This is a genomic window from Dellaglioa sp. CoH-57-MRSF-20 (genome assembly GCF_056781955.1).
Map to the genome: position 1 here is coordinate 181,119 of NZ_JBXAXV010000002.1, position 24,136 is coordinate 205,254.

Genomic DNA, 24,136 nt, shown 5'->3' on the forward strand with positions numbered 1-24,136 from the left:
GCTATTTGATCACCGCTAAAGCACCAGGAAAACTTTATATTGCAGGAGAATACGCAATTGTTGAACCTGGATCACCAGCAATTATTGTTGCTATTGATCAGTTTGTAACTGTAACAATTAAAAAGAGTAAAGAAACAGGTAGTATTTCATCTAAACAATACCAAGAAAATTCTTTATCTTGGTATCGTCAAGGGACAAAAATTATTTTTGATAATCGAGATAACCCCTTTCACTACATATTATCGGCGATTCATTTAACCGAATTATATGCACAATCCATCGGAAAACAGATGGTTAATTATCATGTCAATATTGATAGTGATTTAGATAGTACTGATGGTAAAAAATATGGTTTGGGCAGTTCTGCTGCGGTTACCGTAGCAACCGTTCGTGCCGTTTCACAATTTTATAATTTAAAATTAACGGATAACGCTCTATTTAAATTATCAGCAATGGCTCACCTAGATGTTCAAGGAAATGGTTCACTCGGAGATATTGCCGCTAGTGTTTATGGCGGATGGATTGCTTATTATTCATTTGATCGAGAATGGTTAAAAATTATGAGACAAGGTACGCCACTAACCGAACTTTTATCTATGGATTGGCCTATGCTTTCTGTCCAACGCCTACCGCAACCTAAAGATTTAGAATTATTAATCGGTTGGACTGGCTCTCCAGCTTCAACTTCCATTTTTGTTGATAAGATGGCCCTTTTTAAAGCAAAACAAAAAAAGACTTACTCTGAATTTTTAGAAGATTCAAAAAAATGTGTCACTGCAATGATTGATGGCTTTAAATTAAACAATTCCATCATTATTCAACAAGAAATTACAAATAATCGAATGATTTTACAACAATTAGCCGATGCTAGTCAGGTAATAATTGAAACCGAATCATTAACTTCCCTTTGTAATTTATCAGAATCCCAACATGCTGCCGCAAAAACATCAGGTGCTGGCGGTGGTGATTGCGGTATTGCATTAGCAACCTCTGAAACAAATCGTACTGAATTATTTAAAGATTGGGCACAAAATGATATTCAACCTTTGGATATCAAAGTGACCTTATAGGATAAGGAGTTTTTTATGATTAAAGACGATAATTTAATTCAAAGTCACAGAAAAGATGAACACGTATTTATCGCCGAAAAATTATTCAATACGGAATCAAAAAATCAATTGAATGAGATCAAGCTTATTCCTTCAAATTTACCTGAACTTTCTATTAATGATATTCAATCTAGCGTTGAGCTTCCAAATTTCTCGTTTCAATCGCCCTTTTATATTAATGCTATGACTGGTGGCAGTGAACAAACGGGTATTTTAAATCAACAATTAGCCGAAGTTGCAGCTATCACAAATACACCAATCGCGACAGGTTCTCAAAGTATCGCCTTAAAAGACCCTTCTAAGGCTCATACATTTAAAATACTTCGTGAAAAGAATCCAAATGGTCTCATTTTTTCTAATTTAAGCGCCAATGCAACACTAGATCAGTCAAAAAGAGCCGTTGATATGATTGAAGCAAACGCCCTACAAATTCATATTAATGCCGCTCAAGAAATTATTATGCCAGAAGGTGAACGTGAGTTTTATTGGTTGAAGAATATTGAAACAATCGTAAATAAGCTTGAAGTACCCATTATTGTTAAAGAAGTTGGTTTTGGGATGTCTCATAAAACGGTTCAACAATTAGCTGATATTGGTGTACGTTATGTTGATATTTCTGGTCGTGGCGGCACAAATTTTGCCATGATTGAAAACGAACGTAGACATGCTAAAGATTTCTCCTTTCTAGAGGATTGGGGCTTAACTACAGCTGAAAGTCTCATTGATACAAAATCTCTGCAAACAGGCTTAACAATTTTTGCCTCTGGTGGTATTCGTACCCCATTAGATATTGTTAAATGTCTCGCTTTAGGCGCTAAAAGTGTTGGTATCTCTGGTGCATTCTTACACATTCTCAATAAACAAGGTCAAGATGCGCTAACAAATACCATATCAGATTATCAATCAAAAATTAACATGCTTATGCTGTTACTTGGCACCAAAAATTTAAGTGATTTAACAAAAATTAGAATGATTTTATCACCTGAGTTACAAAATTTTAAAAATCAAATATAATCATGTTTACATAAAAAACGCCAAATCAGTTAGATAATGAATCTAACTGATTTGGCGTTTTTATTAATTATTACGTTTATTAACTCTTCTACGGATAACAAAGTAGAAAACAACGGAAGCAACGATAAATAGAGTACCTTCGAACTCATACAGAGCTATCATATTTGTTTTAATCGAAAATTGTGACTGACCAATCGCAGTTCCTATTAAGCCACCAACTAAGAATGATCCCATGTAAATTAGCAAGTTATTCCAAATAATAACTTTTTTTGATTGTTTGATAAATTTCTGATTACGAATTTGTTTACTAACACCAACAATCCAAATATAAGTTGCGACCATAACACTAGCAATAACAGCCATTAAGCCCACCGCTTGTTGCCAATGTCGACTAATCCATGAGTTATTAGTTAAAATTAAATTATCATTAACCTGTTTGGAAACTGTTGTATTAGTTAATTCGGTCGTTAACACATTCTTAGTCACGACATGCTTTGAATCAAGAATAATATTTGTATTATTTGCCTTCAATTTACTTATGTCTGCAGTTGACATTGCAATAAAAATTTGATTATCCAACTCAGAATTGTATTTATCACCCATAATACCGATGACAGAAACGTATTGCCCATTTAATTTATAATACTGCTGATGAAATGGCGAGTATAATTTTTTTTCAATATTTCGACCAACTACTGCTACCGGAACTTCAGATAAAAAATCATTATTTGAGAAAAAAGTTCCAGAAACCATTGGTGGCTTATCATAACTACCCTTCGCATAAAAATAAGAAATATTTTTTTTGTTTTTTACTTGATAATGAATTTGAAAATCAGAAATTTTTTCTGATTTTGCTAACGTTGTATTATATTTATCTAAATTTTGTTCTTTTGTTTTAAGAACATATGCATTTTTAGATAGATTATGATTATCTAATTTTGTGATTAAATCTTTTTCCTGCATCTTAAAAAATAAAAATGTGGTAAAGAATGTAAGTAGTAAGATAGCTACTATAAATATGTATCTTCTTCGCATCATCAATTTAATTTCCCCCTAACTTTTAATGGACACCGAGTGCCATTTTTGCATACCTAGACATACGTTCAATTGACCAGGCTGGACTCCATATAAATTGTACAGTTACTTTTTTTATTTCTAGCACTGGCTTTAACGCATCTTCGACTAAATCAGATAGAACACCTGTTAACGGGCAACCCATAGTGGTTAAAGTCATTTGTACATTACAATTATTGTCATTGTCTAATTCAATCTCATATACTAAACCTAAATTAATAATATCCATATCCAATTCAGGATCCATCACTTTTTCTAAATGTGTCAAAATATCTTGCTTAATTATTTCTGCACTTCGTCTTTCACTCATAGGATTAATCCTCTCTTGAATAGCTAATATTACTAGTTTATCGTTTCTATTTTAGCATTGCAATCTATTGTTTTAATGTTACTGAACTCTTTACTTTTTCTAAAAAATAATGTTATACGGCGCCAAAGTTACTATGAAGCCGGATTAAATTAAAGATACGATTTTATAACAATAGATAAAAAAAGGTTAAATACGTTTGAATACTGCATACTCAAATGCTATCCTGAACTAACTAAGATAAAAAACTGTAAATCTTACTACACATAAGTTAAGTTGATGGAGGAACAATAACGATGAACAAAAAGTTAATTACAATTGATTTAGATGGCACAACTTTAAATAATAATGCAGAAGTTAGTTCAACAACAAAAAAAGTACTTACTCAAGCAACAGCTGAAGGACACATTGTCAGTATTGTAACGGGACGCCCATATCGTATCTCAAAACAAATTTATGATTCATTAGGGTTAACAACTCCAATGATTAATTTTAATGGTGCCCTGGCACATATTCCACATAAAAATTGGGATAAATCATACGAATATACAATTAATCGAGATATTGTTTTTGATATTCTTAACGCTAGAAAAGAATTAGGTATTAACATGTTAGCAGCCGAAGGAAAAAATATGTTATTGGCTGACAATGCAAGTCAGCTAGTGAAAGGCTTTTTCCCACAAGTTTTAAGATCAAATCAAATTCTTAATAAACAAAATTTACAACATGATCCGACATCAATTACGATGTTTGTCGATCAAGATAAAAAACAATTAATTACATCTAGACTACTTGAAAAATATGGTGATGTTATCGAAGTCAACACTTGGGGCGGACCAAAACCTGTTCTAGAAGTTGTTTCAAAAGGGATTCAAAAAGCAATTGGTGTTTCTTATCTAGCAGATTACTATGGTATCTCTCAAAAAGATATCGTTGCTTTTGGTGATGAAAGTAATGATAAAGAAATGCTTTCATATGCTGGCTGGGGTGTGGCAATGAAAAATGGTACTTCTGAAATTAGAGGTCTAGCCAATGATGTTACCTCTTTAAATAACCAAGAAAATGGGCTTGCTCATTACTTAAAAAATTATTTAAATTTAGCTAAATAATCGTTAATTAGTAACAGATCAGTAATGGTCTGTTATTTTTTTATAAAAAATGACTTCTGGAATATACCAGAAGTCATATTTAATGATATTTATTTTTCGTCGCTTTTTAGAATACCACCGACACTATAACGATCTTTACGCATTTCATTTAAAATTACATGGATATGCTCTGTAGGTGCACCAGTATTTTTTGAAACAGCTTCAGTCACATCTTTAACTAAATTTTTAAGTTGTTCTTGTGAACGACCTTCAATTAAATCAATATTTATAATTGGCATAACGAATCTCCTTTTTATTTAGTTGATTGCCCTTTTCTTAATAATTCTTGTTGGTCTGAGTTTAGGAAATTGCCTTCAATATCAGCGGTATTAACTAAGTTCATAAATGCATTTGGATCAACATCACTAATTGTCATTTTTAAATTATATAATTCATAACGTGTAATAACTAACATCAAAACTTTACTTTCTTCATTTGAGAAAGCGCCCTTTGAGTCAATAACTGTAATTCCACGAATTAATGATTTTTGGAGCGCTCCAACAACTAAATCTGCTTCTTTTGTAACAATAAATGCTGTTAACTTTTGATGCGATGTATGGATGTCGTCGACAACTCTAGACATAGCATAATTAGAAATAATTGTATACAAAGCACTTTCCCAACTGAAATAAAATCCAGCCGTTAAAATAATAATCATATTTGTTGATAACATTAATGAACCGACTGTTTTACCTGTCGTTTTAGCTAGAACAAGTGCGATGATATCCATCCCACCAGTTGAAAAACCAAATTTTAATGCTAATCCAACCCCAATACCACTTATTACACCACCAAATAATGCTGCCATTAATGGATTAGTTGATAATTGATGAACGGGTAAAATTACCGTAAAGAGAGATGAAGAAGCGACGGTCAGTACACTATAATATGTAAATGAACGTCCTACTTTATACCAGCCTAATATACCAATTGGAATATTTATTAACATAATTAGATATCCAGTACCAATTTTAATATGAAATAGATCATAAAAAATAGCAGAAAGTAATTGGGCAATACCATTGGCACCAGCTCCAAAAATATTTCCTGGAATCAGAAAGAAATTAAGGGATAATGCAATTAATAATCCCGAAAATACAATTATAACTAGTCGTTTATTTTTATCAGAAATTGATAACTTCATAAATCTCCCTCCTATTATATGTGACTCTTTTCATTTTACCTTTTATTAAACAATAATATTAATAAAATGAGTAATCTCTCATTTTAAATTTCTATTAAACTAACCTTATACAGCGTAACCGGTTAAATACGAATATTTATTTACAAATGGCGTTTAAAAATAGCAATTAAATGATAAAATGGTAATATCTAAATTTATTTACTGGGAGGAGAAATATCCATGACGACAGACCCTTTTAATTTTTCAGCATGTACAAGTGTTTTAGCTGGTTCTAAAGCAACTGCAGATGGGTCGACTTTTATTGGCCGTAATGAAGATGCAAAAACAGCATGGCCAAAACATTTTGTTATTCATGCTCATACAGAATTTGAACAATCACCTTTATTTGAATCACCAGATAATCACTTTAAAATGCCATTACCAAAAATTCGTGGTAAATATTCAGCTACTCCTGAATGGACACCAAAATTTGGTGTTTTTGAAGAAGATGGCTTTAATGAATATGGTGTGGCTATGAGCGCTACTGAAAGTGCATACGCTAATAGCCGGGTTCTCAGTTACGATCCCTTACTAACTGAAAACGGAATTGGTGAGGAAGCAATTGTAACAATTACTCTTCCCTATATTCACTCCGCAAAAGAAGGTGTTAGTTACCTTGGATCATTAGTAGAAAAATACGGTTCAAGTGAAACAAATGGTGTCTTGTTCTCTGATCAAAAAGATGTTTGGTATATGGAAATTGCAACCGGTCACCATTGGGTTGCGCAACGTATTCCGGATGATTCTTATGCAGTTGTTGCCAACCAACTAGCTATTCAAGAAATTAACTTTACTGATTCCGCTAATTTTATGTTTAGTTCTGGTATTCAGAAATTTGTTTCTGATAATCATTTAAATAACCAAAAAGATTCATTTAATTTTAGAGATATCTTTGGAACTCATGATCAATCTGATGCCATTTACAGCACACCAAGAGTTTGGTATGGCCAATTACTTTTAACACCATCAGTTGCTTCACAAGATCCTATGAGTATGAATTTACCGTTCATTCGTCAGGCTGATCATTTAATTCAACGTGAAGATTTAGAACAAATTCTTGGCTCACATTTCCAAGGAACTCAATATGATCCGATTGGAACTGGTTCAATCAGTGATAAACATAAATTCAGACCCATTAGTTTAGCAAAAACACAAGAGTCTCATATTTTACAAATTAGACCTGATTTACCTTTTGAAATTGGTGGTATCCATTGGCTATCAATGGGTGTTACGGCTCAAAGTGCTTATGTACCTTTCTTTGCTGGTATTACGGATACACCGGAGAATTATAAAATTGGTACCGATGTATATGATGACAAATCTGCTTACTGGTTATATAAACAATTAGGTATTTTGGTTGATTCACATTACTTAGAATTTAGCTCATTACTGAAAGATCTCCAAAAAGATTTAATTATCCAATTCAATGCCTCCGTAAAACGGATTCAAACAGAGGCAATTTCTAAAAGTGGTACAGACCTAACAGATTTTTTAACTGAAGAAAATCTAAAAATTACTGAAGCTGCTGAAATCAAGGTTAAGGCCTTAATTAGTCAGCTAATTACATTATCAACTGACCTATCACCATTAAATTTTAAAACTGACCAAAACTTATAAATATAAGAAACCGAAAGGAATTACAAAAGTCTTATGGACAAACAAAAGAAAATTTCCCTAACAAGTTTCATTTTAATGATTTTTACAACTATTTTTGGATTTGCAAATACTCCCGTCGCCTTTATTCAAATGGGTTACGCTAGTATTATCTGGTACGTTTTAGCAGCATTCTTCTTTTTCTTACCAACTGCTTTGATGTTTGCAGAATATGGTTCAGCTTTAAATGAATCAAAAGGTGGCATTTATTCTTGGTTAGCTGAATCAATTGGCCCCAAACTTGCTTTCACAGGAACATTTATTTGGCTTTTTGCATGGATTGTCTGGATGGTATCAATTGCATCTAAAGTTTGGATTCCACTTTCAACAATTTTTTCTGGAAGTGATCAAACACAATCTTGGGCTATCTTTGGCCTATCTTCAACACAAACTATCGGTATTCTTGCAATTCTTTGGATTGTGCTAGTTACCTTTGTCGCTAGTCGAGGTATCAGTAGTATTGCCAAGATTTCTTCAGTTGGTGGTATTGCTATTTTAGGTTTAAATGCTATCTTTTTACTATTAAGTATTGTTATTTTAATTGTTAATCATGGTGCACTCCAAGAACCATGGCATGGTATGACAAGTATTATAACTTCTAGAAATCCTAGCTATCAATCACCTATCGCCCTAATTTCATTTATTGTTTTTGCCATCTTTGCATACGGTGGTATGGAATCAGTTAGTGGTGTTACAGATAGTATTAGAAATCCTAAGAAAAATTTTCCAAAGGGTTTAATCATTTCCACTTTATTAATTCTTTTTGCTTACTCAATCTCAATCTTCTTCTGGGGTGTTAGTACAAACTGGAGTAAACTTGGTGGTCAAAATGCCAACTTAGGTAACATCTCTTACATATTGATGGAAAACTTAGGTAATTTTGCAGGTCAAAGCTTTGGTATGAGCGCAAGTGCTTCGACAATTTTTGGTCATACACTTGCTAGAATTACTGGTTTAAGTATGTTCATGGCTTATACAGGTGCATTCTTCGTCTTGATTTACTCACCACTCAAATCATTTATTCTTGGAACACCTAAGGATATCTGGCCAGCAAAAATGACGAAATTAAATAAGCATAGTATGCCTGAATTTGCAATGTGGATTCAAGCTGCCGTCGTTATTGTCATTATCATGGCTGTTTCATTTGGAGGTTCAAATTCAACATTATTCTATTCAAAATTAACGTTAATGGGAAATATCTCAACTTCTGTACCTTATCTATTTTTAATTGGTGCATTTCCATTCTTTAAAAAACGTCAAGACTTAAATCGACCTTTTGAAGTTTATAAGAATAGAACACTTACAAATATTATTACTATTGTCGTCTGGTTAGTTTTAGCCTTTGGAATTATTTTCACTGTTATCAGCGATACATTAAGTAATGCTCTCTGGATGATATCTGGTCCTGTCCTTTCTGGACTAGTTGCTTTCCTTTACTACACACGTTATGAGAGAAAAATTAAAAAATAAACTAAAAAAAATCGTAAACAATTTTTATTGTTTACGATTTTTTATTAGTTTTTAACAAGACTTTCTAAGCTAACATTACCTGTTAATAGTCCTGAATTATCTCCATGTAATGCTAAACTGTTGAATCGTTCATTAACGACAAGTTGCATGTTCTCATCCATATAAGTTTTGCTGTACCCTTTTACTCTAATGGGACCTAAATCTGAATCAATTGTTCCATCATATGCCTTGCTATCGTTCTGGTCATCAATTACTAACATTCTAAAGCTTGAATCTAACGTACATGTTCCTTCATTTGATAAAGCACCAACACCATCGTCAAAATCAAGCAAGATTTCTGAATCATTACCCATAAGTTTCATAATCTTGCTTTTTGCGTCTTCACTTATTTTTAAATACATGAAATTACCAGCTTTCTTATTTAATAATTACATTGTACACCACTGATTATTTTAGACAAGCATGACGACTCAGGTTCATCATGGTATGATAGTTCTAATTAGAAAGAGAGGAATATAATGACCAAAATTAGTATAGTAAACAACTTATTTGATAGTAGTTCACAATTTAAAAGTTCACATTCAATCTTTCAATTTAACGTTAATTCACAACTAAATGAACAAGCAGACGCTCTTTTTCTTTCATACTTCTCAATAGATATCCATGAAAAAATTCTTGAATCTTCTATGATGCAAAAATTACCTATCTATTTATCCAAAGAGGCATTTGAATTAAAACAACAATTTGTCTTACTAGGTAAAATTAGTGAAACACACTTAAATTACAAAATTATTCCGATTAACACCGCACTAACTATTGGAGATTTTACAGTGATTGGTTTTTTATCAGATTCAGTACACACGGGTTCATTAGCTTTTTTAGTAGAAGATGAAAAGCAGAAGTACTCCTTCTTAGCTGGTGATACTCGCTTAGCTGGACCTCATAAAAAGAGAACGAAGAAATGGATTCACGACTTAAACCGACTACCTTTAGATGTTCTAATTTTAAATACTGTCGACACAACAGATACTAATTACTACACTGAAATTACGATTCTAGATCATCTCATTAAACTTTTAAAAGTCGAAGAATTAACTGCTATTAACGTTGCCAACGAAAATCTTTATTTAATTCATAAGTTAGCGACAGTAGCTAACAAGTTAGAAAAAATAATCGTACTAGATAAGCCAACCTCCCAATTATTGACGTATTTTTATCCTGATTCAGAAGTGATTTCATTAAATGATGCTACTTCTGTAGGAATTAAAAGGCATCCTGAGAAATATATCTTGGTAAATATAGAAAATAAGTTAGGCGATTTTAATTTGTCTACCCAAAATAGCTATTCACTGACCGATTTATTGGAAAATAATAAAGATAGTCTCCCAATCAATTCACATTTATCTTCATTAGAAGTACCTGAATTGTTAAATCGATTAACGCATAAACCTAAGCAACTTATATTGATAGACCAAAATTTTAACAATACTATTGTAACTTATTAATATTTATTCTATGGTATATTTATTAATCATTTAAAAGGACGTGAATTTGTTGGTTTTTTCTTATTTTAAAAATCCTAAAAAACATGAATTATTTTTAACCTTCTTATTAGGAACATTAAGTGCTTTTGGTCCATTATCATTGGACATGTATTTACCAGCATTACCAGTTATTCAACAACACTTACATACAACTGCATCGCTTACCCAGTTGACGATTACGACTTGTTTACTTGGATTGGCGCTTGGCCAATTAATAGTTGGACCCTACAGTGATAAAATTGGCCGTAGAAAGCCATTACTTTTGGGACTCATCTTGTTCGCTGTTACCTCTATCATCGCAGCAACAAGTCAGAATATAACAATTTTGGTTATTATCCGGTTATTGCAAGGTTTAGCGGGATCTGCTGGTCTTGTAATCTCTCGAGCAATTGCTAGAGACCTATACACCGGAAAAAAATTAACCAGTTTTTTCTCGCTCTTAATGGCTGTTAATGGAATTTTCCCGATTATTTCGCCCATACTTGGCAGTTTTATTCTAAAATTCACATCTTGGCGCGGTATCTTTGTTATCTTAACTGTAATTGGTTTTCTTTTATTTCTTCTTGTATTAGTGACGTTACCAGAAACTAACCAGATTGTGCCAGAGAAGTCGCAATCAAATACTGGTGATTCAACGAAAAAAATTCTTAAAAGTTTAATTTTTGATAAATTTTTCTTGAGTTATGCTCTAATTCAAGGCTTTATCTCAGGTGCAATGTTCTGTTATATTTCTGGATCATCATTTGTTTTACAAAATCTTTTTGGTCTATCCTCTAATATGTTCAGTTTAGTCTATGCAATTAATGGTTTAGGTATCGTTATAATGTCTCAATTAAGTTCACGAATTTCAGATACTTTTTCTGAACAGACTGGTCTAAAATTAGGTGTTTACCTTGCCTTACTTGGTAGTCTACTATTAACGACCTCATTATTTATTAGTAACTCGTTATTACTAGTGCTCATCAGTTTATTTTTAATTGTTTCAATGGTTGGTATCGTAAATACAACGGCCTTCTCATTAGCTATGCAGAAACAAGGGCAACACGCAGGAAGTGCTTCTGCCATACTTGGTGTTGGTATGAATCTAGTTGGAAGTATTCTTTCTCCATTCGTTGGGATTATGGGGGATCATTCTTATGTTCCAATGACAATTTTAATCTTACTGTGTGAAATTTGTGCCTTGGTCATTTACTTAAATATTTCCACAAAAAAAGCAGAACTATAAGTTCTGCTTTTTTTGTGGAAATATTAGTTTGTATAACGCAAAAACTTAATAATATAACTCTTTAATTATTTATACTAAAGGTGTGACATCTGATTTTGTACAGCTGTAACCTTTATGTAAAATGGGTACTATCTACAAATTGGTACTACCAACCATATTTTTAAAGCTTATTTTATCTACTGATATATATTATTTATTTTCTGTTAAACCCAGTTTTATTTGACATTCTGGACAATATCCAAACGTCTCGACATGTGTACTTTCAATTATATAACCACTTTTATTTTCCGCCTCTTGCTCTGCCTCATGAAAAGTTAATTCTGTAAATATATCTGTTATTTTGCCACAGTTAAGACAGATAGCATGATAATGTGGAATACCAAAATAATCGTAGCGCATTTTACCATCATCGCCATTAGACAATTCTATCACTAATTTTTGAGCAACTAATATTTGTAACGTATTATAAACGGTAGCTATGCCTAACCCTACGCTTCCATCTTTAATTCCGTTAAAAATTTGTTCAACAGATGGGTAGTTATGTTGCGTTACTAAATATTCAAGAATTATTTTACGCTGTGGTGTTATACGTACGCCACGTTCTTTTAAAATTTCTAAAGCCTGGTCAAGATTTTTATCGATCAATTTAACGACCCCCATTTTCTTAATTCACTCTGTTCATTATCTCATATTTCATAAAATATGTGGACTTTATCTATTGAATTGATTTATAATGATTATATATTTAGAATCATTATAACAAAGGAGAGAGAGTTATGTCTAAAAAATTATCTTTATCTCAGAAAATAAATGTTTTAAGAGCTAGTGTTATGGGAGCTAATGATGGTATTCTTTCCGTTGCTGGGATTGTCATTGGTGTCGCTGGCGCTACGAACAATAATTTTTCTATTTTCATTTCAGGTATTGCTGGTATGCTTGCCGGTACTGTCTCAATGGCTATGGGAGAATATGTTTCTGTAAGTACCCAAAAAGATTCGCAAGAAGTTGCTACTGCCAATTCCAAGTACAATCTAAAACATAATTATGATAAGGAATATAATTATGTTTATCAAAAATATTTTAAAACAGGTATTTCTTCATCCTTAGCATTAAAAGCTACAGATGAAATGATGTCGGCTAACCCATTAGATACTATTGTACGTGAAAAATATGGCTTTGATCCTAACGTCTATACGGATCCTTATGCGGCTGCGATTGCATCAATGATTTCTTTTCCGATTGGATCATTGCTGCCCCTACTTGCAATTACTTTATTCCCTGCTGAATTTAAGGTCATTGCCACATCTATTTCTGTCATTATTGCACTAGCTATCACAGGATTTAGTGCTGCAACTTTGGGTAACTCAAATCGGACAAAATCAGTTATTCGTAATATTATTTCTGGTATTTTAACAATGCTAGTCACTTACTTTATTGGTACTTTATTTGCTCATTAGGAAAGGACACTTAATTTCATGACATCTGAAACCAAAATTAAACAAAAAAAATACAAAACAATGGATGAAAAACTTAATTCACTTCGTGCAGGTATACTAGGATCTAATGATGGTATTTTAACTGTTGTAGGTGTCCTGTTCAGTGTTGCAGCAGCTACAACAGATAATTTCATTATTTTCATCGCTGGGTTAACTGATCTAATAGCTTGCGCATTTTCTATGGCAGCTGGCGAATATGCCTCTGTCAGTTCACAAAGTGACACCGAAAAAGCAGCTGTTGCCGTCGAAAAACAGCGTATGATTACGAGTCGTACTGATCAAATTCATGATGTTCAAAATTTTTATACGGCTAAGGGCGTTTCTGAAGAAACCTCTTTTGAAATTGCTACAGAATTAATGCAAAAAAAGCCACTAGAAACGATTATTAATGTTAAATACGGTCTCGAATTAGGACACTATATGAACCCTTGGGATGCCGCTTTTTCCTCACTAATCTCTGCAGCTTTAGGTGGTATTTTCCCACTACTTGCCATTATTATATTACCAAACAATTGGAAAATGATAGGTACAATTATTGCGGTTTCAGTAGCTGTAGCTTTAACTGCCTTTATTAGCTCCAAATTAGGTGATGGTAAAATTAAAGTTGCCATTATACGAAATATTATCATTGGTTTAATAACCATGTTAATTCATTATGGAATTGGCCAGTTTTTTTAGACATATCATTATGAAACCCCGCCCAAACTAGTTAAATATTTTTTCCCAACTTATTTGTTGTCATAGATACATTTTATATAGCGCATTAGCTTTCAAAATGTTTATAAATTTTGAACTAAACCACTTTATACTCTTAAAATTCATACAAAAAAGTTCTAATCACTTAGCGATTAGAACTTTTTTAATATCATTGATCAGCAATAGTTAACAAAGGCCTATATTTTATACTACTTTCAATAATTAAATACAACACTCGCCATCGACATTGTCTGTTTAATTGATATACTGTACATATTTAAGATCATTAAGACTATTTTTACAATGTGCAACTATACATAGTTCATCACAATAATAATCAAGCACTACTCTAAATTTTCTTATCATCTGGTCCACTATTTTTAGAATTTTGGGAAGCAATAATATACTGTTCAATTAAAGCAACAATTTGCTTATTTTGTGGTAAATCAGAATGTTCCGATTCATTTCCTGTGACAGTTATTTCTGTATAGGATTTCGCTTGATTTTGATAAATATATTTTCCGGCATTAACACTTTGATATGGAACAATTCCATCATTATTGTAATTATCTGTTCCAGCAATCGAGTACAACACTAAGTTAGTTGGAATTTTTTTTCGATTCTTTACAAAATCCGCTAACATCTGTGTTCTTGTACTCTGATTAGTTTCTTCACCATTATATGGTGAACCTATCGTCATTAACGTATTAATTGAGGCCGCTTTATCATCAAAATATTCTTCTAAAAATGTCGTATAAATAAGACCTCCGTTAGAGTGCCCGATACCATTAAATTGATTAAATTTATATTTATCAGCAAGATACGTAAACGCTATATCAAACCATTTAGCTTGTTTTTTTATACTATTATAGCCATTCGAATTATCTTCAAAACCAACAACTATGAAAGGTTGCATATCTCGTTTAGCTATTTTACCAGTAATTTTAAGTTTTCCAGTTTTCTGAACCGTTATCTTTAACAAACTATGCGTTCGATTTGTTGAAGTATTTAAAACATCAATCAATTCATCAAATCGATCTTGATTTGCACTGCTTCCTGGTATTAAAATAACTGGATTTAACTTTGAATTATGAATAATTCGGCTTGTTTTGACCTTTTTAGTGTTCCATGTATTTGCCGGTACGATAACAGCTAAAAAACAAGCTAAGATAGCTATCCAAATAAACACGTATTTAACTATTTTCCGTTTATTTTTCATTTAGCTTACCTCCATCAATATTCATTGCCTTATTATTTAATTTTACAAACGGCATATAAATTAAAACTGTAATAATAAGCACAATTCCTGATACAACTAATGTACTCCAATACCCATCAGTTCCTAAAAATGCCATTAATGGTGCTGGAGTCGTTTCAGGTAAGCTGTAAACTGCTGGAGGTATCCACTTAAAGTAAATACAGAAGTACCCAATCAACATTGAAACGATGGGTGATAAGATAAACGGAACCATTAAAATAGGATTTAAAATAATTGGTAACCCAAACATCAATGGAAAATTAATATTCACAAAGCTTGGAATAATTGATATTTTTGCTATTTTACGACTATTTTTATTTTTAGACATTATCAATATTGCTATAATTAAAGATAAGGTCATTCCTGTTCCACCAAAGCTACCAAAACTGTCATAAATTGTATGTATAGAGATAGGAAAAGGTACACCAAAAGACGTGCCATGCTTTAACGCATAACTTAAGTTACTGACAACCGAAGTATCATCTAAGCCGCCTTGTGCAATTCCTAAAGAACCAGAAATTCCTATACCAGATAAAACAGTATTGAAAAAGGATAAAAATAAAATAGTTATAATTAAATGCCTTGATTTAACTTCTGTTAATCTAAACATAGAATATAAGAGACCATTCACACCGATTTGATTAACCAATGAAACTAACATGACTAGTCCAATTAAAATCCCCAATATTATCACTATCGGCAACAGACTCTCTAAACCACGAGAAATAAATGTATATTGATCTACTTTTTCTTGCTTATTTTTAGGTGAAAACCATTTAAAGATATATCCTACAAAGACCCCCAAAATCAGTGAGATAAAAATCCCTTTAACACCTAACTCTTGAATCAAGAATGTCCCCTGATCACTATCAGGGTTTAAACTTGATAAATTATAATTCAAAATAAGCATCCCGACTGCCCCAGTGAATCCTGCAATTTGTTCATCTTTTTTAAAGGACCGAGTCATGTATTTTGCGCTCAAAAAAGCTGTCATTACTGCGATAAAACTCATTGTAACTGTATTAATAATTTCGAATATATTTGTTATGATTTTTTCATAAGGTAACCATGATGAAATATTATATACTTGATTAAAGAACCCTTGTTCTGATAAAACGCTAGAACTAAGCGCCATACTAAAACTTCCAATAATAATAAACGGTAAGATAATTGCAAATGTTTTTTCAATTGCTTGATAAACAAAAGTTTTTTTAAAACGTAAATCAACTCTTAACAATTTTTGCGAAAACGTCACCCATAGTTTATTCATTGAATAACCCCCTTATCTATTTTTTATTATAAACCAATAGTAACCCAACAACAAAATGTTAATTATAAACTTTGAGGGTGTACACTTTCTGGTGTTGGTAAAATAAAATTCATCAACACCAGTTTTTTATTCTGAAAACAAAAAAAGAGGCCACCGGCCCCTGCTATGATTAAGTTGCAAAACATAATCAAAAGCGAGGGATGCTGATGATCACAATTAATTCCGCACTATTACTATTAGGAACAGAAGACGAAAATATTAAGAAAATTAACGTTTCCGATGATTTTGTTAGAATAGTATCACGTAAAAGAAAAGTTAATATCATAGATGCACCATTAACATACATACCTCCAAGAGACCCAGATTGTGGCTATTTAACTATGATCAAAAATGGAACACGTTTAGTTAATGCTAGAATTTCTAGCGTAAATGGCTATGAATTTCATTTGCGATTACGGAACCAACGCTTTATTTGGGCTTCATGTCAAAGTGCGATTGATGCTGAAACACATAATTTTGTAGCGATACTGCCTAATCGTTTTAACAGTGTTATTAAGGAACATTTTTTTAATGCATATATTCTAAAAGAAAGACAATTTGTAACCTCTGTTGTTGTAGACCTGAATGCTCAATATCAAAGTATCATTCATCAACTATTCCCAAATGCTTAAATAATTATTGATCGTTTTCATTTAGTTTAACTGGCTGGTAAAGCCTTAGATTGTGTTCGTATAGATACTTTAAATCAGATAATTGATCATAAAAATAGAGAATATAAATCTTTAAAAACTCAGTTATTAGAAAACTATCAACCAAATAACAGTGAAATGGATACTGTAATAACCACTTTCATAAAGAATCCACATTATATTGAAAATATTTTTATCTTCAACTTATTAAAACGGTCCTATAGAAGGACTTAATCGAAAAATTAAAACACTTAAACGTAGCAGTTACGGTTTCGGAAACTGACATCATCTTTTTGAAAGAATTTTATTAATTCATAACTAAAAAAAGGAAATCCTTTTGGATTTCCCTTAATTAGATTAGACGTTTATTGTCTCACCATCACTATTTGACGCAGACCCAATTTAATCTACGCTTTTGATTATAAACAAAAGCCCTAATGTAATTCCCCATTCTATTACCAATATAATAATCAGTTCCCACAAAGGAATTATAGTTAATAACAAAAATGCACCACCTGGGAGTGAAAGTACTAATATACTCACTGTAATAATAAAAAAATATTTCCAAAAACGTTTTAAATATCTATTAGGCATTATAGCTAGGATTATTAACAATAAAAATGTTAATAATCCCATGACCACTGCCAAATCGTCCCATAATGTGCCTCCAAAATAATATGAAAATGGCGCTAATTTTCCATGTATTACTATACTTGGATAAATGAGACCACCATAACATAATCCACTAAAAAGAAGTAGTCCCCGAAGTATCCATCCGCTTGCTTCTTTAATTACTTTCATTTTAAAACCCCTCTCTCAGATTATTATGATGTTATTTTATGAATATCATTTGGCTTGAACGGACTACTAAAATTGCCAAGCAATCCATAATGTTTCTTTTTTCTATATGCCTCAACATGAGCACCCTTTTTGTATATTGCTGAAAAAAATCTTTCTTGCTCGCATGCTTTGCTTTGTCATCTTATGCAATCATTTCAGTAAGAGTAGTTTTAGCACCCGGCTTAACTTGATTTTCATATACAGGCCAAATAGATGAACTACACAAATCATAAAACTCTTGATAGTTCATATCCTATTGCTTAATTTTACCCTCTTTGACTCCTATATTATATGCTTTAGTTATATCACGGCTCATAAATGTATCCTGAGCATAAATATGATTAGGTACTAATAATACTGAACAAAACTTCATTAAAATAGCTATTACTTTAATACTTTTTCATTAACAACAATCTAACGCTATCATAATTTTAATGTTACTTCAAATAATTTAACTATAATATTAATCTAAGTTAATACTTTAAAAACTTAAAAAAGCCAGCCTCTTAAATTAATACTTTTTTCCGTAATGCACAAAAAGAATTAAAAAATTGATAAAAATATATCTATATGTTATTGAAAATATTAATTATAAACTTTAATTAGAAATCGAAAACTTATAATTTCTGCCCCTTTTCTGCCCCTTTTAGCGACTTTAATGCGACTTTTTGAAGCAAGGTTCAATTATATAGGTCTACCAAATTTTTAGACAAATAAAAAAGCCTTGATTACCAAGGCTTTTCAACGTCAATCTAACGGCGAGCTTCTTTAATACGAGCAGCTTTACCATTAAGGGCACGTAAGTAGTACAATTTAGCACGACGAACACGACCATGACGGATAACTTCAATTTTAGCAACACGAGGTGAATGCAATGGGAAAGTACGTTCAACACCGACACCGTTACTAATTTTACGAACAGTGTAACTTGAACTAATACCTTTACCACGGCGTTTTAAAACGACACCTTCGAAAAGTTGGATACGTTCACGTGTGCCTTCAACAACACGGGCGTGAACTCGAACAGTATCACCTGGGCGGAACTCAGGAATATCTGTACGTAATTGTGCTTCTGTAAGTTTTGCGATCATTGGACTCATAATTTGGATCTCCTTTTCAACAGAAATTCATTCACATTCACTATGCCAGCGGAATATCGTAATTTTATGTGGCTTTTAACCACTTTTAAAATTGTATCATATTACTTTATAGGCGTAAAGGTTATTTCCTTTACTTTCCAGATTTTATGTCAGCTAACCATTCAACTTGTTGTTTAGATAATTGAATATCTTTCAACAAATCTGGTCTTCTCTCAAATGTTCGTCTCAATGATTCTTTTTGACGCCATTCATCGATTAATTTATGATTCCCATTTGTTAGAACTTCAGGAACTTTCATCCCTCTAAAATCAGCTGGCCGTGTATATTGCGGATATTCTAACAAGCCGTTTGAAAATGAATCTCCGGGAGCAGATTCTTTATTGCCTAAAACTTCAGGTAACAATCGAACAGTCGCATCAATCATGACCATGGCTCCTAGTTCCCCACCCGTTAAAATGTAATCACCAAGTGAAACCTCATCAGTTACAAGTTCGCGGATACGTTCATCATAGCCTTCATAGTGACCACAAATAAATGTTAGATGTTCTTCTTTCGCAAATTCTTCAGCCACATTTTGGTCAAATTTACGTCCTGCTGGATCTAAAAGGATAACTTTACCTTTTGTGTCAGATTCCTTTTGAACAGCTTCTAAAGTGTCAAAAACTGGCTGTGCTTGTAATAACATACCTGCACCACCACCATATGGGTAATCGTCCACATGATTTTGTTTATCAGTTGTAAAATCTCTAAAATTAGTAATTTTTAAATCAAGAACGTCCTTATCAATTGCCTTACCAACAATTGATTGTTTCATGGGACCATCAAACATTTCTGGAAATAAACTCAAAACATCAATTTTCATATTTAGTCGTCCAATCCTTCTAAAAGTTCAACCGTTACAATATTGTTATCAATATCGACAGTTTTTATAACATCTTTAATAACTGGTAACAATAAATCACCCTGTCCCTGACGCTTAACAACCCAAACGTCATTAGCTCCTGGGCTTAAAATTTCATAAATAGAGCCAATTTTTTCTTCATTTTCATTTTGGACATCTAAGCCGATAATTTGATGGTAATAGTAATTACCTTCTTCTAATTCCCGAAGACCTTTATCAGCGACTTTAAGATCTAATCCTTTATACTTCTCAACCAGGTTAATATCTTGTAATCCTTCAAACGTCACGAGTTCAAAATTTTTATGATGTCTATAGGTCATAACCGTTAACGAAATAACTTGTTTTCCGCTCTTATCAAACAGATACAAGACGGTTCCCTTTTTAAAACGCTCAGAAACGAAGTCAGTTGTAGCCATAACTCTAACTTCTCCTTTGATTCCATGAGTATTGACGATTGTTCCTACTTGATAATAATCCATATTTACTCCTTTTTATTGTAAAATAAAAACTCCCAAACAAAACATTGCTGCTTCATTCAAGAGTTACTATTTTAATCTAATATGTTTAGACGCACTCGTTTCGAACTTGTTAAACGCACACCATAGATTATTGTTCTAATAGCTTGCGCAACTTGTCCGTGCTTCCCAATAATACGGCCAATATCATCTGAATTCACAGATAATTCAAAATAGACATAATGATCATCTTGTTTCTGTCCTATTTGGACATCATCAGGATTTTCAACAAGCGGTTTGACAATTGTTAAAATTAAACTTGTCACTTCTGCTTCAGTCATTTAATCGTCCTTATTTTTTAGAGAATTTAGCTTCATGGAATTTCTTCATGATGCCTGCATTTGAAAGAATGTTACGTACAGTATCTGATGGTTGTGCACCATTGTTCAACCAGTTTAAAATACTTTCTTCTTCAAGTGTTACTGTTTGTGGTTCTGTTAATGGGTTGTAAGTACCAACGTTTTCGATGAAACGGCCATCACGTGGTGAACGTGAATCAGCTACAACGACACGGTAGAACGGTCTCTTTTTAGAACCCATACGTTTTAAACGAATTTTTACTGACATTAATATACACCTCCTGATATCTACTTCAACAATAATTAATATACCAGTTATTTATCAGCTTGTAAAGGTTTTTTTCTTGACAGTTAAAATAAATTATCAAAATGTCCCTTAAGCCATACCAGTATTGGTTATTTAATGATTATTTTCTAGAGTTTTTATTTTTCTTCATACGTTTTTTCTTGTTTTTCTTGTTCTTACGAACCATAGAATTCATAGACATCTTAGCTAAGCGACCTGTTACGCCCTTGCCAAGCATCCCTTCCATACCTTCAAAATTACCGCTATTCATTTTCTTCATCATTTTCTTCATTTCGCCAAATTGCTTAATCATTCGGTTAACTTCAACAATTGGACGACCTGCACCAGCAGCAATACGTCGTCGACGACTGGGGTTCAAGATGTCTGGATTTTCGCGTTCTTTAGGTGTCATTGAGTATACTGTCGCACGCATATGGTCAATATCCTTGGGATCCATTTTAACATTCTTCATAGCTGGATTATTAGCCATCCCTGGAATCATCTTCATAATATCTTCCATAGGACCCATTTTTTGTAATTGATCCATTTGACTTAAAAAATCATTAAAATCAAATGTATTTTCTTGAAATTTTTCAGCCATTTTAGCTGATTCATTTTCATCAAAATCTTGTTGTGCTTTTTCAATCAGCGTGAGCATATCACCCATGCCTAAAATTCTTGATGCCATACGATCTGGATAGAATACGTCCAAATCAGTTAATTTTTCACCTTGTCCGATAAATTTAATTGGTTTACCCGTCACTGAACGAATTGATAACGCAGCACCACCACGAGTGTCACCATCTAATTTAGTTAAGACGACACCAGTAACATCTAATTGTTCATTAAAGCCTTTAGCAACATCTACCGCACTTTGTCCAGTCATTGAATCAACAGTCAAAAGAATTTCATTTGGGTTCGCTAAGGCCTTAATTTGAGCTAATTCGTCCATTAGCGTTTCATCAATTTGTAAACGACCAGCTGTATCAATAATAATGTAATCATTTTTATTTTCTGCAGCTTGTGCTAAACCTTGTCGAACAATTTCAACAGGGTTTACTTTTGTACCCAATTCAAAAACAGGTATTTCCAAATCTCGACCTAAAACTTGTAATTGGTCGATAGCAGCTGGACGATAAATATCGGCTGCTATCATTAAAGGTCTCGCATTTTCTTCTTTTTTTAATGTTAAAGCAAGTTTACCAGCTGTGGTTGTTTTACCAGCCCCTTGTAAACCAACCATCATAATAATTGTTGGTATTTTAGATGACTTGTTCAATGGAACAGCTGTTTCACCCATGACTTTAGTTAATTCTTCATTTACAATTTTGACGATTTGTTGTGATGACGTTAAACTCTCAAGTACTTCCGCACCAATTGCACGTTCACGAACAACCTTAACGAACTCTTTAACCACTGTAAAGTTAACATCGGCTTCAAGTAAGGCTAAGCGAATTTCACGCATAACCTCTTTTAAATCAGTTTCAGATATTTTACCTTTGCGACGGAGTTTCGTCATCGCATTTTGTAATCTTTCTGTTAATCCTTCAAATGCCATTTTTAACTACCTACCCTTACTCTTCGTCTAATTCTTCTAATTGATTAATTAGATCGGTTAATTTTTGATCCTCTTTATAAGTACTATCTGTGTATTGCTTAATTTGGTCTAATTTTTCATTACGTTGAATAAAATTATGATACAAATTCAACTTATCTTCATAATCTTCTAAAATTTTTTCTGTTCGTTTGATATTATCATAAACGGCTTGCCGACTAACATCAAAATTGTCCGCAATCTCACCAAGTGAAAAATCATCACCATAGTACATGGCCATATATTCAGCCTGTTTTTTAGTTAATAATGACTCATAAAATTCAAACAATGCATTTACTCGATTTGTTTTATCAATCGCCACTAAAAAAACTCCTTCGTTTTTGTTTCATTCAGTCCTACTTAGAAGGGTACCGATTTTAGCCCTAAACGTCAATAGCAAAAAGAAGTCCGATTAGTTTAATCTGACTTCTAAGATTATTCTTCTGTTGATTCAGGTTGTTCTTGAATAAGTCCTTTAAACAAACCATAAATGAAATCTTCTGCATTAAAATCACGTAAGTCATCCATTTGCTCACCTAATCCAGCAAGTTTTACTGGTAAATGCATTTCATTACGAATGGCTAACACGATACCACCACGAGCAGTTCCATCTAGCTTAGTTAATACAATACCACTCACATCAGTTGTTTCTTTAAATTGTTTAGCTTGGATTAAAGCATTTTGACCCATTGTTGCATCCAAAACAAGTAAAACTTCATGAGGTGCATCTGGAATTTCTCGAGAAATGATTCGTTTAATTTTATCTAATTCATTCATCAAGTTAACTTTATTCTGCAAACGACCAGCTGTATCAACTAGTAAAATATCGTAATCTTCTTCTTTGGCACGTTTTACCGCGTCAAAAATAACAGAGGCTGGATCACTTTTTTCTGGTCCACGAACGATATCGACATCAACACGACGGCTCCATTCAGCAAGTTGTTCTATTGCACCCGCTCTAAATGTATCTCCAGCAGCTAAGAGTACTTTTTTGCCTTCTTCATGATAACGGTGTGCTAGTTTCCCAATAGTTGTTGTTTTACCAACGCCATTAACACCAACAAATAAAATAACAGTTGGACCTGATTCAGCTTGCGCAATAGAATTATCTTCGTCTTTACCCTCTGATTCATACAAATCTACCAATTTTTCAATAATTGCTGCAGAAACAGCATCTGGATTGCTTACATTTCTTAATTTAACTTCTTCTTGTAACTCACGGCTAATTTTCATAGCCGTTTCAAATCCAACATCAGCTTCAATTAAAGTTTCTTCTAACTCTTCAAAAAAATCTTCATCGACTGTTCTAAAATTAGCAAACAGTGAGTTTAAGCGTTGTCCAAAGGTTTTTCTTGATTTTTCAAGGCCTTTATCATATTTTTCTTGTTCAGATGATTCTGGTTCTTCACCTGTAAAAGCTTGCTTAATTCTACTAAATATTCCCATCTGTAGCGCCTCCTAATCT

The 24,136-nt window shown here is 32.7% G+C and carries 27 protein-coding genes; 10 read left to right on the plus strand and 17 right to left on the minus strand.

Features of this window, described 5'->3' with window-relative positions:
- Positions 1 to 5: 5 nt before the first annotated feature.
- Entirely contained in the window at positions 6 to 1,070 is a 1,065-nt protein-coding gene (locus AC1RPN_RS02660) for a phosphomevalonate kinase (RefSeq protein WP_481761406.1), read from the plus strand.
- A gap of 15 nt (positions 1,071 to 1,085) precedes the next feature.
- Positions 1,086 to 2,123: a type 2 isopentenyl-diphosphate Delta-isomerase gene (gene fni / locus AC1RPN_RS02665; protein WP_481761285.1), complete on the plus strand. Its 1,038-nt coding sequence runs from the start codon at positions 1,086 to 1,088 to the stop codon at positions 2,121 to 2,123.
- A 63-nt stretch (positions 2,124 to 2,186) separates the two neighbouring features.
- Here fni and AC1RPN_RS02670 read toward each other — a convergent pair whose 3' ends face one another.
- The gene (locus AC1RPN_RS02670) at positions 2,187 to 3,161 is read right to left on the minus strand and encodes an ABC transporter permease (protein ID WP_481761284.1); all 975 of its coding nucleotides are present in this window, start codon (positions 3,159 to 3,161) and stop codon (positions 2,187 to 2,189) included.
- 22 nt (positions 3,162 to 3,183) lie between these two features.
- Positions 3,184 to 3,507, minus strand: a complete 324-nt coding sequence (locus tag AC1RPN_RS02675) for a metal-sulfur cluster assembly factor (RefSeq protein WP_481761283.1) — start codon at positions 3,505 to 3,507, stop codon at positions 3,184 to 3,186.
- Positions 3,508 to 3,800: 293 nt separating this feature from the next.
- Here AC1RPN_RS02675 and AC1RPN_RS02680 point away from each other — a divergent pair, with 293 nt between their 5' ends.
- Positions 3,801 to 4,613 carry a Cof-type HAD-IIB family hydrolase gene (locus AC1RPN_RS02680; protein WP_409022582.1) on the plus strand — a complete coding sequence of 271 codons (813 nt, stop codon included), beginning with the start codon at positions 3,801 to 3,803 and terminating at the stop codon, positions 4,611 to 4,613.
- An 89-nt stretch (positions 4,614 to 4,702) separates the two neighbouring features.
- Here the strand turns inward: AC1RPN_RS02680 and AC1RPN_RS02685 are convergent, their stop codons facing one another.
- Complete coding sequence (locus tag AC1RPN_RS02685) at positions 4,703 to 4,891, minus strand: 2-hydroxymuconate tautomerase (RefSeq protein ID WP_481761282.1); 189 nt, start codon at positions 4,889 to 4,891, stop codon at positions 4,703 to 4,705.
- A gap of 14 nt (positions 4,892 to 4,905) precedes the next feature.
- Entirely contained in the window at positions 4,906 to 5,796 is an 891-nt protein-coding gene (locus tag AC1RPN_RS02690; RefSeq protein WP_409022584.1) for a YitT family protein, read from the minus strand.
- A gap of 219 nt (positions 5,797 to 6,015) precedes the next feature.
- Between AC1RPN_RS02690 and AC1RPN_RS02695 the strand changes: the two genes are divergently transcribed.
- Both AC1RPN_RS02695 and yjeM read left to right on the plus strand, forming a co-directional pair.
- Complete coding sequence (locus tag AC1RPN_RS02695) at positions 6,016 to 7,452, plus strand: C69 family dipeptidase (RefSeq protein ID WP_481761281.1); 1,437 nt, start codon at positions 6,016 to 6,018, stop codon at positions 7,450 to 7,452.
- Between the two features lie 33 nt (positions 7,453 to 7,485).
- Entirely contained in the window at positions 7,486 to 8,958 is a 1,473-nt protein-coding gene (gene yjeM, locus AC1RPN_RS02700) for a glutamate/gamma-aminobutyrate family transporter YjeM (protein WP_481761280.1), read from the plus strand.
- Between the two features lie 44 nt (positions 8,959 to 9,002).
- Here yjeM and AC1RPN_RS02705 read toward each other — a convergent pair whose 3' ends face one another.
- On the minus strand, positions 9,003 to 9,359 hold the full coding sequence (locus AC1RPN_RS02705; protein WP_481761279.1) for an iron-sulfur cluster biosynthesis family protein: 357 nt from the start codon (positions 9,357 to 9,359) through the stop codon (positions 9,003 to 9,005).
- A gap of 117 nt (positions 9,360 to 9,476) precedes the next feature.
- Here AC1RPN_RS02705 and AC1RPN_RS02710 point away from each other — a divergent pair, with 117 nt between their 5' ends.
- Both AC1RPN_RS02710 and AC1RPN_RS02715 read left to right on the plus strand, forming a co-directional pair.
- Positions 9,477 to 10,463, plus strand: a complete 987-nt coding sequence (locus AC1RPN_RS02710; protein ID WP_481761278.1) for an MBL fold metallo-hydrolase — start codon at positions 9,477 to 9,479, stop codon at positions 10,461 to 10,463.
- A 49-nt stretch (positions 10,464 to 10,512) separates the two neighbouring features.
- Positions 10,513 to 11,727, plus strand: a complete 1,215-nt coding sequence (locus AC1RPN_RS02715) for a multidrug effflux MFS transporter (RefSeq protein WP_481761277.1) — start codon at positions 10,513 to 10,515, stop codon at positions 11,725 to 11,727.
- A 189-nt stretch (positions 11,728 to 11,916) separates the two neighbouring features.
- Here AC1RPN_RS02715 and AC1RPN_RS02720 read toward each other — a convergent pair whose 3' ends face one another.
- Complete coding sequence (locus AC1RPN_RS02720; protein ID WP_481761276.1) at positions 11,917 to 12,372, minus strand: Fur family transcriptional regulator; 456 nt, start codon at positions 12,370 to 12,372, stop codon at positions 11,917 to 11,919.
- Positions 12,373 to 12,503: 131 nt separating this feature from the next.
- On the opposite strand from AC1RPN_RS02720, the gene AC1RPN_RS02725 reads away from it, so the two are divergent.
- Together AC1RPN_RS02725 and AC1RPN_RS02730 are read left to right on the plus strand one after the other, a co-directional pair.
- Positions 12,504 to 13,184 carry a VIT1/CCC1 transporter family protein gene (locus AC1RPN_RS02725; RefSeq protein ID WP_481761275.1) on the plus strand — a complete coding sequence of 227 codons (681 nt, stop codon included), beginning with the start codon at positions 12,504 to 12,506 and terminating at the stop codon, positions 13,182 to 13,184.
- Between the two features lie 18 nt (positions 13,185 to 13,202).
- A complete protein-coding gene (locus tag AC1RPN_RS02730) occupies positions 13,203 to 13,901 on the plus strand; it encodes a VIT1/CCC1 transporter family protein (protein WP_481761274.1) in 699 nt (232 codons plus the stop codon).
- A gap of 367 nt (positions 13,902 to 14,268) precedes the next feature.
- On the opposite strand, the gene AC1RPN_RS02735 is transcribed toward AC1RPN_RS02730, so the two are convergent.
- Both AC1RPN_RS02735 and AC1RPN_RS02740 read right to left on the minus strand, forming a co-directional pair.
- Complete coding sequence (locus AC1RPN_RS02735) at positions 14,269 to 15,138, minus strand: alpha/beta hydrolase (RefSeq protein WP_481761273.1); 870 nt, start codon at positions 15,136 to 15,138, stop codon at positions 14,269 to 14,271.
- Positions 15,128 to 16,447: a PTS transporter subunit EIIC gene (locus AC1RPN_RS02740; protein WP_481761272.1), complete on the minus strand. Its 1,320-nt coding sequence runs from the start codon at positions 16,445 to 16,447 to the stop codon at positions 15,128 to 15,130. Before AC1RPN_RS02740 ends, AC1RPN_RS02735 begins: the two co-directional genes overlap by 11 nt.
- A gap of 200 nt (positions 16,448 to 16,647) precedes the next feature.
- Here AC1RPN_RS02740 and AC1RPN_RS02745 point away from each other — a divergent pair, with 200 nt between their 5' ends.
- Positions 16,648 to 17,118 (plus strand): transposase, encoded by a 471-nt coding sequence (locus AC1RPN_RS02745; RefSeq protein WP_481762175.1) that lies wholly within the window; start codon positions 16,648 to 16,650, stop codon positions 17,116 to 17,118.
- A gap of 420 nt (positions 17,119 to 17,538) precedes the next feature.
- Here the strand turns inward: AC1RPN_RS02745 and AC1RPN_RS02750 are convergent, their stop codons facing one another.
- The 9 genes from AC1RPN_RS02750 to ftsY all read right to left on the minus strand — a co-directional run bounded on the left by AC1RPN_RS02750 (position 17,539) and on the right by ftsY (position 24,117).
- Positions 17,539 to 17,937: a hypothetical protein gene (locus AC1RPN_RS02750; protein ID WP_481761270.1), complete on the minus strand. Its 399-nt coding sequence runs from the start codon at positions 17,935 to 17,937 to the stop codon at positions 17,539 to 17,541.
- A 791-nt stretch (positions 17,938 to 18,728) separates the two neighbouring features.
- Positions 18,729 to 19,076, minus strand: a complete 348-nt coding sequence (gene rplS / locus AC1RPN_RS02755; RefSeq protein ID WP_057973468.1) for a 50S ribosomal protein L19 — start codon at positions 19,074 to 19,076, stop codon at positions 18,729 to 18,731.
- 130 nt (positions 19,077 to 19,206) lie between these two features.
- Complete coding sequence (gene trmD, locus AC1RPN_RS02760; RefSeq protein ID WP_481761269.1) at positions 19,207 to 19,938, minus strand: tRNA (guanosine(37)-N1)-methyltransferase TrmD; 732 nt, start codon at positions 19,936 to 19,938, stop codon at positions 19,207 to 19,209.
- A gap of 2 nt (positions 19,939 to 19,940) precedes the next feature.
- Positions 19,941 to 20,456 carry a ribosome maturation factor RimM gene (rimM, locus tag AC1RPN_RS02765; RefSeq protein ID WP_481761268.1) on the minus strand — a complete coding sequence of 172 codons (516 nt, stop codon included), beginning with the start codon at positions 20,454 to 20,456 and terminating at the stop codon, positions 19,941 to 19,943.
- 71 nt (positions 20,457 to 20,527) lie between these two features.
- A complete protein-coding gene (locus tag AC1RPN_RS02770) occupies positions 20,528 to 20,773 on the minus strand; it encodes a KH domain-containing protein (protein ID WP_409022598.1) in 246 nt (81 codons plus the stop codon).
- A 10-nt stretch (positions 20,774 to 20,783) separates the two neighbouring features.
- Positions 20,784 to 21,059 carry a 30S ribosomal protein S16 gene (gene rpsP / locus AC1RPN_RS02775; protein ID WP_409022599.1) on the minus strand — a complete coding sequence of 92 codons (276 nt, stop codon included), beginning with the start codon at positions 21,057 to 21,059 and terminating at the stop codon, positions 20,784 to 20,786.
- 139 nt (positions 21,060 to 21,198) lie between these two features.
- Entirely contained in the window at positions 21,199 to 22,635 is a 1,437-nt protein-coding gene (gene ffh, locus AC1RPN_RS02780; protein WP_481761267.1) for a signal recognition particle protein, read from the minus strand.
- 16 nt (positions 22,636 to 22,651) lie between these two features.
- Positions 22,652 to 22,993 carry a putative DNA-binding protein gene (locus AC1RPN_RS02785; protein WP_409022601.1) on the minus strand — a complete coding sequence of 114 codons (342 nt, stop codon included), beginning with the start codon at positions 22,991 to 22,993 and terminating at the stop codon, positions 22,652 to 22,654.
- A gap of 113 nt (positions 22,994 to 23,106) precedes the next feature.
- A complete protein-coding gene (ftsY, locus tag AC1RPN_RS02790; protein WP_481761266.1) occupies positions 23,107 to 24,117 on the minus strand; it encodes a signal recognition particle-docking protein FtsY in 1,011 nt (336 codons plus the stop codon).
- Between the last annotated feature and the right edge of the window lie 19 nt (positions 24,118 to 24,136).